The organism is Pseudomonas thermotolerans DSM 14292 (assembly GCF_000364625.1).
GTDB lineage: Bacteria > Pseudomonadota > Gammaproteobacteria > Pseudomonadales > Pseudomonadaceae > Aquipseudomonas > Aquipseudomonas thermotolerans.
This window is the reverse complement of the sequence record NZ_KB822628.1, coordinates 17163-30754: the sequence shown is the minus strand read 5'-3', so window position 1 is coordinate 30754 and position 13592 is coordinate 17163. Positions and strand designations below refer to the sequence as shown.

Annotated in this window: 10 protein-coding genes and 1 rRNA gene; 8 read left to right on the top strand and 3 right to left on the bottom strand. The window is 65.7% G+C overall.

Annotated elements, in window-relative coordinates:
* Positions 1–117: 117 nt before the first annotated feature.
* The 4 genes from rrf to H165_RS0116845 all read left to right on the top strand — a co-directional run bounded on the left by rrf (position 118) and on the right by H165_RS0116845 (position 3981).
* A 5S ribosomal RNA gene (gene rrf / locus H165_RS0116860) occupies positions 118–233 on the top strand.
* Positions 234–426: 193 nt separating this feature from the next.
* Positions 427–1089, top strand: coding sequence for a paraquat-inducible protein A (locus H165_RS0116855; protein WP_017940119.1), 663 nt, complete (start codon positions 427–429; stop codon positions 1087–1089).
* Positions 1076–1696: a paraquat-inducible protein A gene (locus H165_RS0116850; protein ID WP_017940118.1), complete on the top strand. Its 621-nt coding sequence runs from the start codon at positions 1076–1078 to the stop codon at positions 1694–1696. The genes H165_RS0116855 and H165_RS0116850 overlap by 14 nt, the downstream gene beginning before the upstream one ends.
* The gene (locus H165_RS0116845) at positions 1693–3981 is read left to right on the top strand and encodes a PqiB family protein (RefSeq protein WP_017940117.1); all 2289 of its coding nucleotides are present in this window, start codon (positions 1693–1695) and stop codon (positions 3979–3981) included. The genes H165_RS0116850 and H165_RS0116845 overlap by 4 nt, the downstream gene beginning before the upstream one ends.
* Positions 3982–4040: 59 nt before the next feature.
* On the opposite strand, the gene mksF is transcribed toward H165_RS0116845, so the two are convergent.
* The 3 genes from mksF to mksB are packed head-to-tail and all read right to left on the bottom strand — an operon-like array spanning position 4041 to position 8852.
* Positions 4041–6875, bottom strand: a complete 2835-nt coding sequence (mksF, locus tag H165_RS0116840) for an Mks condensin complex protein MksF (protein ID WP_017940116.1) — start codon at positions 6873–6875, stop codon at positions 4041–4043.
* Positions 6872–7567: an Mks condensin complex protein MksE gene (gene mksE / locus H165_RS0116835; protein ID WP_017940115.1), complete on the bottom strand. Its 696-nt coding sequence runs from the start codon at positions 7565–7567 to the stop codon at positions 6872–6874. The genes mksF and mksE overlap by 4 nt, the downstream gene beginning before the upstream one ends.
* 10 nt (positions 7568–7577) lie before the next feature.
* Positions 7578–8852: an Mks condensin complex protein MksB gene (gene mksB, locus H165_RS18775; protein WP_017940114.1), complete on the bottom strand. Its 1275-nt coding sequence runs from the start codon at positions 8850–8852 to the stop codon at positions 7578–7580.
* Positions 8853–9099: 247 nt separating this feature from the next.
* On the opposite strand from mksB, the gene H165_RS0116825 reads away from it, so the two are divergent.
* From H165_RS0116825 to H165_RS0116810, 4 genes are all read left to right on the top strand, one after another.
* Positions 9100–10203 (top strand): hypothetical protein, encoded by a 1104-nt coding sequence (locus H165_RS0116825; RefSeq protein ID WP_017940113.1) that lies wholly within the window; start codon positions 9100–9102, stop codon positions 10201–10203.
* Between the two features lies 1 nt (position 10204).
* Positions 10205–11749 carry a hypothetical protein gene (locus H165_RS18770; protein WP_017940112.1) on the top strand — a complete coding sequence of 515 codons (1545 nt, stop codon included), beginning with the start codon at positions 10205–10207 and terminating at the stop codon, positions 11747–11749.
* A gap of 8 nt (positions 11750–11757) precedes the next feature.
* Positions 11758–12252, top strand: a complete 495-nt coding sequence (locus H165_RS0116815) for a DUF6160 family protein (protein ID WP_017940111.1) — start codon at positions 11758–11760, stop codon at positions 12250–12252.
* 232 nt (positions 12253–12484) lie between these two features.
* On the top strand, positions 12485–13582 hold the full coding sequence (locus H165_RS0116810) for a carboxynorspermidine decarboxylase (RefSeq protein WP_017940110.1): 1098 nt from the start codon (positions 12485–12487) through the stop codon (positions 13580–13582).
* Positions 13583–13592 lie beyond the last annotated feature (10 nt).

The window sequence follows — 13592 nt, the reverse complement described above, 5'->3', positions numbered from 1 at the left end:
GGCCGGATGGGTGATGGTGAAGTCGATGTGAACCGAAAGTTCGAGCGAACTCGTAAAGCCATCTGTCACTGACCCGATTCGAGGTGGCGTGCAGCGCACGATGCCTCAACCGAATTGCTTGACGACCATAGAGCGTTGGAACCACCTGATCCCATCCCGAACTCAGAAGTGAAACGACGCATCGCCGATGGTAGTGTGGGGCCTCCCCATGTGAGAGTAGGTCATCGTCAAGCGCCTATACCGAACCCCCGACCTGGTTTCAGGTCGGGGGTTCTTCTTTGCGCGATGGAAAGGGCTGCAAGCAAGATGCGCTGCGCGGCTTAAGCGGCTCGGATCCTTGGGCTCGCCGCAACCACCCTGACGGCCGCGCTGGCGGCTCGGATGGGGCGGAGTAGAATAGCCGGCGAACCCTAACGAGCCTTGCCCATGCACGATACGGCCGATTCCCGTGAGCTGTCGGAGTTCCTCCTGGAAGAGCTGGCGGCCTGCCACGAGTGCGATCTGCTGATGCGCCGGCCGCATCTGGGCGATGGGGAACGGGCCGAGTGTCCACGCTGCGGCTACGAGTTGTTCAGCTACCGGCATAGCGTAGTGACCCGCAGCCTGGCCCTGGTGCTCGCCGCTCTGCTGTTCTACGTGCCGGCCAACTTCCTGCCGATCATGCAGCTCAACCTGCTCGGACAGACCACCCAGGACACCGTCTGGAGCGGCGTGCTTGCCCTGTATCACAGCGGTATGGGTGGAGTGGCCGTGCTGGTATTTCTGTGCAGCATGGGCATTCCGCTGCTCAAGCTGCTCTGCCAGCTGTTCGTGCTGCTGAGCATCCGCCTGGATATCGGACGCAGCTACGGTCTGCTGTTCTACCGTATCTATCAGCACCTGCGGGAGTGGGGAATGCTTGAGGTCTACCTGATGAGCACCTTGGTGGCCATCGTCAAGCTGGTCGACCTCGCCGAGGTGAACCTGGGGATCGGCCTGGCCTGTTTCGTGGGCCTGCTGCTGACCCAGATCTGGCTGGAGGTAACCATGTCGCCGCAGCAGATCTGGGAGGCCCTGGCTGGAAAGGAGGACAGCCTTGCGCGCAATTGATGCGGGAATCCTGATCTGTCACGAGTGTCACCAGCTGAACCGTCACGATCCTGAGGCTCACGGCCAGACCTGCAGCCGCTGCGGCGCACGGGTGCACCCTCGGCGCCCGGACAGTCTGGCTCGGACCTGGGCGCTGCTGATCACCGCGGCGATCCTCTACGTGCCGGCCAATCTGCTGCCGATCATGACGGTGAACAGTCTCGGCAAGGGTGCGCCCTCGACCATCATGGGCGGCGTCGTCGAGCTGATTCACTTCGGCATGTGGCCGATTGCCGCGGTGGTGTTCGTCGCCAGCATCCTGGTGCCCACCTTCAAGCTGGTGGGCATCGCCCTGCTGCTGTTCTCGGTGCAGCGCCATCAGCCCATGTCGGCGCAGCAGCGCATCCTGATGTATCGCTTCATCGAGTGGATCGGCCGCTGGTCGATGATCGACATCTTCGTGATCGCCATCCTGGTGGCCCTAGTGCGCTTCGGCAACCTGGCGAGCATCGAGGCGAACATGGGGGCGGTGGCCTTCGCCAGCGTGGTGGTGCTGACCATGCTGGCGGCCATCACCTTCGATCCCCGGCTGATCTGGGACAACACGGAATCGGATGAACAAGCATGAATGATCTGCCCACGGCGAAGGTTCGCCCCGCTTCCAACTGGTCGGCCATCTGGGTACTGCCGCTGATTGCCCTGCTGATCGGCGGCTGGCTCGGCTGGCGGGCCTACAGCCAGGCCGGGATCGATATCGAGGTGGTCTTCGAGTCCGGGGACGGCCTGCAGGCCGGCAAGACCGAGGTGATGTACAAGGGCATGCCGATCGGCAAGGTCAGCGAGCTGCACCTAGACAACGAGCGTGGCGTGGTGGCCACCCTGTCGATGGACAAGCAGAGCGAGCCGCACCTGCGCAGCGGCACGCGCTTCTGGTTGGTCAAGCCGAGCGTGACCCTGGCCGGGATCACTGGGCTGGAGACCCTGGTGTCTGGCAACTACATCGCGGTCAGTCCCGGCCCGGGCGAGCCGGCCCGGAAGTTCGAGGCGCTCTCCGCGCCGCCGCCGCTGCCGGACGACGTGCCCGGCCTGCACCTGACCCTGCTGGCCGAGCGCCTGGGCTCCCTGAACCGTGACAGTCCGGTGTTCTACAAGCAGATCCAGGTAGGCCGGGTGAAGAGCTACCGGCTGGCGGACGACCAGAAGACCGTGGAGATCCAGGTGTTCATCGAACCGGCCTACGCCAGCCTGGTACGCAAGCACACGCGCTTCTGGAACGCCAGCGGGGTGACCGTCAACGCCGGCCTGGGCGGCCTCAAGCTGCGCACCGAGTCGCTGGCCAGCATAGTCGCTGGCGGCATCGCCTTTGCCACCCCGGAGAACCGTAGCGACAGCCCGCCCACCGACCCGAGCATCCCCTTCCGCCTCTACGAGGACTTCGATGCCGCCCAGGCGGGCATTCGGGTAACCCTCAAGCTCCACGATTTCGAGAGCCTGCAGGCCGGGCGCACCCCGGTGATGTTCAACGGCATCCAGGTGGGCACTCTGAAGGAGCTGAAGATCAATCAGGAGGACCCCAACTTCGCCACCGCCGAGCTGGCCCTCGACCCGCTGGGCGAGGACTACCTGGTGGAGGACACCGAGTTCTGGGTGGTCAAACCGTCCATCTCCCTGGCCGGGATCACCGGCCTGGACGCCTTGCTCAAGGGCAACTACATCGCCGTGCGGCCTGGCACCAAGGGCAAGCCGGCGCGCCGAGACTTCGTCGCCCGGCCCAAGGCGCCGCCGTTGAACATGGACGCGCCGGGCCTGCATCTGGTCCTGCTCAGCGACAACCTGGGCTCCCTGCAGGTGGGCAGTCCGGTGCTCTACCGGCAGATCAAGGTGGGGTCGGTGCAGAGCTACCAACTGACCAAGAACAAGCGCCAGGTGCTGCTCGGTGTACACATCGAGCCGGAGTACGCCGAGCTGGTGAACAGCTCGACGCGCTTCTGGAACGCCAGTGGAGTGACCCTGAGCGGCGGCCTTTCGGGCATCGAGGTGAAGAGTGAATCGGTGCAGACCCTGCTGATGGGCGGGGTTGCCTTCGAGACCCCGGACCTGAAGGCCAGGGTGGAAGGCAAGATCCAGCGCTTCCGCCTGTATCCCGACCGTGACAGCGCCATGCTCGAGGGGCGGACCATCCGCATCCGGGTGGACAGCGGCGATGGCCTCCGTCCTGGCACGCCGATTCGCTATCGAGGCCTGGACGTCGGCGAGGTGGAAAAGCTGGAGCTCAGCGACGACCTCTCCGGGGTGCTGCTCAGCGCGCGGATCACCCAGGGGGCGGAGCGCATCGCCCGAGCCGGTAGCCGCTTCTGGGTGGTGAAGCCGGAGCTGGGGCTGACCCGCACCGCCAACCTGGACACCCTGATCAGCGGCCAGTACCTGCAGGTGGAGCCGGGGGCGCCTGGCGCCGCGCCGCAGAGCGAGTTCGTCGCCCTCAAGTCCGCCCCGGGCGAGGCGCGCAGCAGCGCCGGTCTGGATCTGGTGCTTAGCGCCCCGCGTCTGGGCTCGATCAAGGTCGGGGTGCCGGTGACCTTCCGCGAGGTGCGGGTCGGCGAAGTGACCGGCTTCGAGCTGGGCGCCCTGGCCGACCAGGTGCTGATCCGCGTGCGCATCGAGCCGCGCTATGCGCCTCTGGTGCGCAGCGGCAGTCGTTTCTGGAACGCCAGCGGCATAGGGGTGGAGGCTGGGTTGTTCAAGGGCGTGAGAGTGCGCACCGAGTCCCTGGAGGCGCTGATCGCCGGGGGCATCGCCTTCGCTTCGCCGGAGGACAGCCCGCCGGCCATTCCCGGGCAGACCTTCCCGCTGTTCGCCGAGCCGCGGGACGAGTGGCTCGGCTGGGCTCCGAAGATCTCCTTAGGCAGCAACTGAGAAAGATGACCAGGGCCGCGGGATGCGGCCCCGGTGCTGTGTGGCGCTGGAGAGTTGGCTCAAGCCGGTTGCGCCGCCTGCGTGGCTTCCTCGGTTTCCGCTGCCCTGGCGGTTTCCCGCGGCTTGATGAACTTCCAGTCGGCTTCGTCGATGTAGATGCCGGCTGGGCTGCTGCCGCCCTCCAGGTCGATGGCTACCTGGGCGGAGACCTGTGGCTTCACCGAGGCGAGGATCGGGGTGAAGCCGAGCTGGGCGCTGGTCTCGATCAGCGCCTGCTGGTTGCGCTCGTCGATGTCCGCGGCCTCGTCCAGATAGTAGGGCAGGCGCACCTTGCCGGCCTGCTCGCGGTCCATCAGGTGCAGCAGCAGGTACATGTTGGTCAGCGCCTTGATGGTCATGGTCGTGCCGTTGGAGGCCGCGCCGTCTATGTCGGTGTGGATCACCGGCTGGCCGCCGACCTTGGTGATTTCGAAGGCCAGTTCGAAGAGATCCTTGAGGCCCAGCTGGTTGTTGTTGGCGGCCACCAGGCGCGACAGGTAGTCGCGCGCCTCTTCGTTCTTGGCGTCCTGCTCGGCTGACTGCGACAGGTCGAACACCGAGAGGGTCTCGCCTTCCTCGTACTGGCCGGCGCTGTGGATGATCTGGTCGATGTGCCGGAGCGCCTCGCGGTTGGGGGCGAGGACGATGCGGAAGCTCTCCAGGTTGGAGACCTGGCGACGGTTGATCTCGCGGTTGAACAGTGCCAGCTGGTGTTCCAGGTTGTCGTAGTCGTTGCGGATGTTGCGCAGGGTGCGGGCGATGTCGGTGACTGCCGCGCGACGCGCCTTGGCCAGGGTCAAGGCTTCGTCCTGGCGGTGCGCGTAGGCGTTGATCAGCAGCTGTAGACGGCGCTCGGGGTCCTCCTCGCTATCGAACTTGGAGACCCCCTTGAGGCGGATCTGCGCGTAGAGGGCGTCGATCTGTCCGTCGATGCGCTGCAGCGCCTGCCAGCTGTCCTGATAGTCGTTGAGCAATGGCAGCAGGTTCTCCAGGGAATCGTCCACCGGATCCAGGTAGGGGGTGCCGAAGGGCAGGTCGGCGGGCAGCAGCTGGCGGCGGCGCAGGGCGTCCTCCAGGGTACGCTCCTTGGCCTCCAGGTCGGCGAGCTGGCGGCCGACCAGCTGCAGCTTGGCGGAGAGCTGCTGGACGCGCTCGGCGAAGGCGTCGCTGGCCCGCTTCAGCTCGTCCTGGGCGGCCTCGTACTGGGCTAGGAGTTCCAGCTTCTCCTGCTCCTCGGCGCTCAGGGTCTGGCAGCGGCGGTAGTCCTCCAGGGCCTTCTGGGCATCCAGCACGGCCTGGTAGAGCTGCTCGGCCTGGGCCTTGCTCGCCGCGCGGTCGGCGGCCACCGCCTGCTGGGTCTTGAGCTGCTTGAGCTCGCGCTCCAGGCGGTCCTTCTGGTCGCGCAGGGCGGCGCGGTCGGCCAGGGCCTGGAGGGTCGGCGGCTCGATGTGGGAGAGGTCGATGGAGAGTCCGGGCACCTCGAAGCGTTGGCCCTTGAAGTGGTCGAGGATCCTCTCCACCGACTGCACCCAGGCGTCGCCTTCCAGCCGGATGCCCTTCTCGCCGAGCGGCAGGCTGAACAGGGCACCGTTGAACAGGCGCATCAGGCGCTCGACGTCCTGCTGGCTGAACTCTTCGCGGAGCCGCGAGTAGCTGTTGTTGTCGGCGTGATCGAGCTGCTGCCGGACCGATTTCAGGCGCTTCTCCAGGTCGCGGACCCGCTCGTCCAGGTCTTCCGCAGAGAACTGCCGGGACTGGGCCAGGGCGCCGGCTAGCTCGTCGTGGGCATCCTTGGCGGCGAGCAGTTGCTCCTCCAGCACCTTGACGTCGTCCACTAGGGCGAAGCGGTTCTTCAGCACCGCCAGCTCGCCGAGCCAGCGCTGGATCTCGCTGATCTCGCGCTCCAGGCGCATCAGCTCGGAGGTGCCGTTGCGCTGTTCGTTCTGCAGGCTGTCCTGCTCGCGCCGGTAGTGCTCGGCCTGGATCAGCAGCTCCTCCTTGCGCGCGCCGGCATAGTCCTGCCAGGCGCCCAGCAGGTTGTCGAGCAGCGGCGAGAGGCGGTGCAGCTTGCCGCGCAGTTGGTCGCGCTGGGTCACCCCGGCGGCCAGGGCCTCGACCAGCGGGGCGGCGGCGATCAGCGCCTGGTAGTCCTGTTCCATGCGCCGCACGTCGCGGAACGCCTCCTCGGTGGCGGCGATGTAGTCGACGCTACCGGAGCGCAAGCTGTGCTCAAAGGCGTCGAGGAACAGCTGCTTGAGCTTGGCCGCGGTGATCTCGCGCATGTGCAGCAGGTTGATGAACAGCGCGCGGAAGGTCTTCAGGCTCTGCTCGCTGGTGGAGCGCAACGGGATCAGGGTCAGGTCCAGGGGGATGCTGGTGTGCCCGCCGACCAGCAGGCGGCGCAGCTCCTCGGGCTTCAGCTCGTAGGCGGTGATGCCTTCGCGCTCCAGGTTGCCGAACAGCTCGCGCAGGCGCAGGCAGGTGCCGTTCTTCTGGTAGTGGGCGAGGTCCAGGGCGCCGGCGTAGGCGAAGAACTGGTGGCCGAAGCCGCCGCCTGGGCCGCGGCCGCCGACGCCGATGACGTGCGGGCCGTGGGGCAGGTCCAGCTCCACCAGGATGTAGCTGGTGTCGGTGGCGAAGTAGAACTTGCGCGACTGTTCCAGGCTGTACTTGCCGAAGCTCATGTCCGACATGCGCGCCAGGATGGGGAACTGCAGGGCGTTGATGGACGCCGACTTGCCGAGGTTGTTGGCGCCGTAGATGGACAGCGGCTGCTCCAAGGGGAAGATGCCCAGGCTGTAGCCGGCGGTGTTGAGCAGGGCGAAGCGGCGGATGCCGTAGCGTTTCTGGGTCATGCGTCTTGCTCCTGAAGGGCGCGTTCTTCGGCGATGGCGCGGGCCAGGGCGGCTTCTTCATCCTCTTCCGGCTCGGCGGGGCTCAGACTGACGATCTCCTCGTCGTCCTCCTCGGCCACCAGTTCCGGGCTGGGCAGCGGCAGGTCGCTGTGCAGGGTGGCGGCCAGGTCGCGGTCCTGCTGCACGGCCAGGCAGACGTCGAGGAAGCGGTGCATGGGCGGCAGGAAGCGGTAGGCGCCGTTGTCCTCGCTGGCGAAGCCGAGCTGGGTCAGGCGGCGCATGACCTTCTCCTCCAGCTCTTCCTGGCTGGTGACCTCGGCCTGCAGGAACAGGTCGCGGTACTTGTCGAGCAGCGGCGGCAGCTCGTCTCGGCCCAGGCTGCCGCCGTCGAGCACGGCCAACGGGTCGCGGCCCTGGTCGGCGAGGTGCTCGACCAGGATGAAGGTGAACAGCGCCAGGCGCTGGGCGGTCTTGTTGACCTGGGCGCCCATCTGCTCGGGGACGAAGTAGTAGAAGCCGCGGCGGTCGCAGACCAGCTCGAAGCCGAGGGCGGCGAACAGCGTGCGGTACTGGTCCTGGCTGTTGGTCAGTTGGGCGTAGAGCTCGGTATCGCGCTGGCTGATGTGGTAGCCCTTGAACAGCTCGCGGAAGATGGGCGCGAGCTGGGACAGTTCTTTGAGGTCGATGTTCATGGGTGGCGTCTCATCCGGCTGAGGCGGGAGCGGTGGGCTCGGCGGGCTGGTCCGCAGCCCTGATCAGGGCGTAGGAGCTGAGGCTGAGTTGGTGGGTGCGGGTCAGGTACTCGCGGCGTTCCAGGCGCTCGCGCTGGAAGCGGGCGTCGCGGGACAGCCGGGAGAACCAGTAGAGCAGCTCGTCGGTGGCGCCGTCCGGCTCCTGGTCGAGCAACCACTGCATCAGGTCCGGCAGCGGCAGGGCCTGTTCGCAGCGCTCCAGCATCTCCCGGGCGGTGCGTGGGGGACGCGGTGTCTGGCTCTTGCGGCTGCCGCTCGCCTTGGGGAAGTGCGCCGGCCGCGGCTCGAAGCGGGCCAGGGCGTAGACGTAGCTTTCCACCTGCCCGGCGGTGCCGAGGAAGGTGCTCTGTGGCCGGGTGAACAGCGGCAGCGCGGCCTGCGGCACGGCGTCCAGGCCCTTGCGGCGGATCGCGGCGAGGGCCAGGGCGGCGCCGCGGGTCACCGCGTTGTGCCGGCGCGCCTCCTCGCGCAGCGGCAGGAGCAGCTCGCGGGCGCGGCGCAGGGTCAGCTGGGCGGTGGTCTGCATCTCCAGGATGCGCGCGTGGGTGCGCAGCAGCAGGTCGTCGTCGACCAGTTGGCCGAGGCGCTGCTGGTCGCCGAGCAGCTTGAGCAGGACTTGCTCGACGCGCCGCACGCCCTGCTCGAAGGCGCCGTCGGCGGCGACCAGCTGGATCATCGGCTCGACGTACTCGTCCCAGGTGGCCAGCACCTCGGCGTAGCGCTGGCGCAGGGGGATCTGCCGGTCGCTGGTCTTGGCCCGCTCGGCCACGGCGATCAGCGCCTGCTCGTCGTTGGCGAGCTTCTTCAGCACGTCGCGCACGCGCATGTCGAGCAAGCGCAGCTGGCGGGCCAGGTCGTTGCCGTCACGGATCTCGAAGGCGTCCAGGATATGCCCGGCGAGGCGCTCCAGATGGCGGAGGTAGGCTTCGATCTCCAGGCACAGACCGAGCCGGTGCTCGCGGCGCAGGTAGGCAAGGAAATCGTGGATCTGGGCGTTCAGCTCGAAGCGGTTGGGGCTCTTGGCCACCGGGACGAGGATGTCCAGGCGGATCCACTGGTCGAGCAGGGCGGTGAGGTCGGCGGGGGGGGCGGCCGGCAGCTGGGCGGCCAGTTGCTGGCGCAGTTCGACCAGGCTCAGGGTGCCCTGGTCGAAGCGTTCGCAGAGAGGCTCGAGCAACGTCCAGTGTTCGGCGAGGGCGCGCAGTACGCGCTTGGGATCGATCATCGATGGGCCGTGGATTGCCTGTGGATAAAGGAAAGGCTGGATTGTACTGCATCGCGTGGCGTCGGCCTGAGCAGCAATCGATCGGAGGCCGGTGTTACGGACGGTGTGACGATGGGTAACAGTTGGCTGGCCGGTACCGGCCGATTCTCGACTATGGGTCGGTCATACCAGCGTCGGGGCTGCTTATAGTGCCTCTGGAAAATGGACCTTCATGCCTCCGGCCAGACAACAACAAGCAGGTTCACCCATGTCGAAATCCCTCCTCGCCCGTCTCGCCGCCCCTTGCCTGAGCTCGCTGCTGGCCCTCAACGCCCAGGCCGCCCTGACCGAGATGACCGATAAGGAGCTCTCGGACATCACCGGGCAGGCACTTCTGACGCTGGATGGCCTGACTTACGGGGGCTTTCAGTACACGCGCCTGAACTTCGGCGCCGAGATCGACGTGCTGCTGAACATGGACGAGCTGCGCATGGGGGAGTTCGACCGCAGCGGCCTGCCGGGACTGGCCTCGAACCAGCCGGCGGACATCCTGATCAACAATTTCGCCCTCGGCCGGGTGCGCAACAACAACAATGCCAACGCCACCATCGAGCCCTTCAAGATTCAGGACCCTTACATCGAGTTCGCCTTCAAGGTGAACAGCCAGGGGGTCCGCGAGATTGCCGGGGTGCGCCTGGGATTTGGCAAGGCCATGGGCTACCTGTCCGGGGACATCCTGTCCCTGACCGGCAAGATGCAGGGCAAGATCTATGGTCCGGCGTCGCTCGGCAAGGACTACTACATGCAGCAGAACGGTCTCAACGACTTTACCTGCACATTCAACATCAACTGCCTGGCGCTGTCCCTGGCCGGCGACACGGAGGTCTATGCCACCGTCGAACTGCTGCAGCAGGGCACCGGCAACAAGATCCTGAATGGCGTGCCGGTCAATCGTGCCACCCATATTGGCATTCCGGCCGGCGAGTCGCTGCAGACCGACGCCACCGGCCTGATCGCCTCGCTGATTCCGACCCTGACCATGGCGAGCAACTGCTCGGCGCTGGGCCTGACCACCTGTTTCCCGTTGACCAACTACAAGTCCATCTTCGTCGGCGACCCCAGCAACCAGAACAACATCAACCTGGGGGGCGCGCAGGGCATCTTCTTCTCCCTGCAGAACCAAAACGTGCCCTGGCAGGACCTGGCCAACATCGGGCAGTTCGTGGAAACCCAGCGCGGCGCCTTCGCCAACTTCGCCAAGACTGGCTCTGGTGCCAACACCGCCTATCCCTTCGTACTCACCCTCTTCGATGCGTTGCGCGGCACAGCACGAGAACCCACCTGCATGGGTTCCCAGGCGGCGGGGTGCTGATATGAGAAGCTCGGGTCTGCTCCTCGGCTTGCCGCTGCTGCTGAGCTCCGCCTGGGCCGCTGCCATGCAGGCGCTGGACGATATCGAGCTGGACGCGGTGAATGGCGCCGGCGTGGGCTTCTTCCTGGACGGCTTCCTCTATGACCAGGACAGCGCCATGGCTCGTATCGAGGGCTTCAAGGACTCCAGCGGCAACCCGGTGACGATCCAGTTGGAGGACTCCTACATCAAGGGCCAGGGCAGCCAGCGCGGCACCCTGGATCCCCTGGCCAATATCGGTACCCCGCTGCATCCGTTCCGCCTAGGCGTGCGGAATGCCTCGGAGATCCCCTCCCTTCCTGCCGGTACCGAGGTGCTGCAGTTGGCCACGCCCACCTGGACGGACCCGCTCAACGATACCCATCACTATGGTCTGTGGGCCTACTACCAGGGCTGTCTGTATGGCGAAGCCGGCTGTACCAACCCGGACCTGGCGGTGGGGCGGCTGAACAGCAACCTTTCGGCCCTCACCAGCCGGCAAACTGCGCTGCTGCAACGTTACGCCAGTGTCGGCTTCCTGACCCTGAAGCAGGGCATAGATACGGACATGGCCCAGCTGCAGACCCGCCAGCAGGCCGTGGATGCCGCTACTGCCCAGGTCCAGCAGGCCCGCAGCGTCATGGAGGCACGCTATGCGGCGGCGCCCAACAACAACAAGCCGCCTCTGGGCCAGAAATACGACTGTTTCATCATTTGTACGAACAGTAATATCAGGGCGTACAACGATGCCGTGGATGACTGGACGGCTAAGAACGAAGCGCTGATGAACGCGCAGATCGCCCTGAGTCAGGTCTGGCAAACCCAGCGCCACGGCTACAGCCTTAGTCAGCGCAGTCAGGATTACACCGAATTCGCCAGCCTCTGTGGCGAACCCACCAGCCAGCAGCCCACCTGCAGTGGCGGGCGCATCGCCAAGATGGAGGGCGACCGCGCCTCCCTGGTGCTGGTTTCCACTAGCCTGAAGGACGGCAAGACCCGGGTGCCGGGGATCGATCTCGGGTTCGGCGCGGAGTTCAGCGTGCCCTCCACGGCCTGGAGCGGCAGCGCCAGTAACGCCACCCGCGGCGCCACCACCACCCGTGCCGACTTCTTCTCCCTGAACATCGAGGGCTTCACCCTGCATGGTTCCTACGTGAACCTCTGGGGCAACGCGGCGGGCATGCTCGGCGAACTCAGCATGCAGCTGTACGCCGACAAGCTGATTCTCGGCGCCTGCCGCACCTGTACCGACGCCAACCGCTTCGTCGCCAAGAACGTTTACCTGGATCTGAACCTGGGACATGGCACCCTTCAGCCCCTGAGCTTCAGCATGCTCAGCGACGGCGAGCTGCGCTTCCGGCTGCCCGGTGTCACCTGGGCCAACTACCAGCAGTTCTACGCTCAGGTGCCGAAGAGCAACATCAGCATCGTCAACCTGAGCCTTAGCAACGTGAACCTGGGTGCCCAGGCCATCCGTGGCCTGCGCGTCGACTATCTGGACATGCGAACCGTCAACCTGCCCCGGTGAGGAAACCCATGCGTAGCCCTATTGCCTGTTTTCTGGCGCTGCTGGCCCCGGTGGCCGCGGCTGACCTGCAGCCGCTTGCGGAAGAGGAGCTGCAGGCAGTCGACGGGCAGGCCGGGATCAGCCTTGCGGTCGACCTGCACATCAACCGCAATCCGGCGAATACCCGCTGCAGTGGTGGTTGCGGCGCGCGCCTGACCTTCCGTCCCGGGCAGAGCGACGGCTACATAGTGCTGGACAACATCCAAGGGCGCTTCAGCTTCGAAGGGGTGACCGTGGACATCGAGCACATCGACAGCGGCTTCAACGGGGAGGGCGCGCAGTTCAACCAGCAGGCGCTCAAGATCGGCCTGCAGGCCGCCACCTTCGACCAGGCGCAGATCACCCTGGCCGGTTCCAACCAGAGCCAGCCGGGCCCCGGCTTCACCCAGACCAACCTGTTGACCTACCAGACCAGCGGCAGCGTGCATCTACAGGGTAACGTCTACATCTTCGGTACCCCCTGATAGGCGCGGGTGGTCGGTCCGGTACTGGCCAGGCGGTCATTTTCCTGTCATCTTCGTCCGTTCGCGTCGGCGTGCGGATGCATCGTGCTGCAATCTGCCTGTAAACCGCTGACAAAAAATCGCGCCGCCGGCTCTTTCGATTCACGGCGCGCATAGGCACAATTCGCCTCCATTTTTTTGGAGGGGGGTCAGCCCGCTGATCCCTGTCTGCTTATTCCGTACGGGCACGCAGATGATCAAGACGCCGTATTACCTCATCGACAAACAGAAGCTGCTGGTCAACATGGAGAAGATCGCTTACGTGCGGCAGCACTCCGGGGTCAAGGCGCTGCTGGCGCTGAAATGCTTCGCCACCTGGTCGGTGTTCGACCTGATGCAGCAGTACATGGACGGCACCACTTCCTCGTCGCTCTACGAGGTCAAGCTGGGCCGCCAGAAGTTCGCCGGCGAGACCCACGCCTACAGCGTGGCCTGGGCCGACGACGAGATCGACGAGGTGCTGGCCAACTCCGACAAGATCATCTTCAACTCCATCAGCCAGCTGGAGCGCTTCGAGCAGGCCTCGCGCAACGCCATCCGCGGCCTGCGTGTCAATCCGCAGGTGAGCAGCTCCGACTACCTCCTGGCGGATCCGGCGCGGCCCTACAGCCGCCTGGGTGAGTGGGATCCGGAGAAGATCGCCGCGGTGATCGGCAAGATCTCCGGCTTCATGTTCCACAACAACTGCGAGAACGGTGACTTCGGGCTGTTCGACAAGATGCTGGGGACCATCGAGGAGCGCTTCGGCCACCTGCTGCACCAGGTGCAGTGGGTCAGCCTCGGTGGCGGCATCCACTTCACCGGCGAGGGCTATCCGCTGGACGCGTTCTGCGCGCGCCTCAAGGCCTTCGCCGAGAAGTACGGCGTGCAGGTCTACCTGGAGCCCGGCGAGGCGGCGATCACCCAGAGCGCTTCGCTGGAGGTCACAGTGCTCGACGTCCTGTTCAACGGCAAACACCTCGCGGTGGTGGACAGCTCCATCGAGGCGCACATGCTCGACCTGCTGATCTACCGCCAGAATGCCAAGATGGCGCCCAGTTCCGGCGAGTACACCTACATGGTGTGCGGCAAGTCCTGCCTGGCCGGTGACATCTTCGGCGAATACCAGTTCGATCGTCCGCTGGCCATCGGCGATCGCCTGTCGTTCATCGACGCGGCAGGTTACACCATGGTCAAGAAAAACTGGTTCAACGGACTCAAGATGCCGGCAATCGCCGTGCGCCAGCTCGATGGCAGCGTCGAGGTGGTTCGCGAGTTCAGCTTCGAAGACTATCTGGGCAGCCTCTCCTGAGCACCCGGGG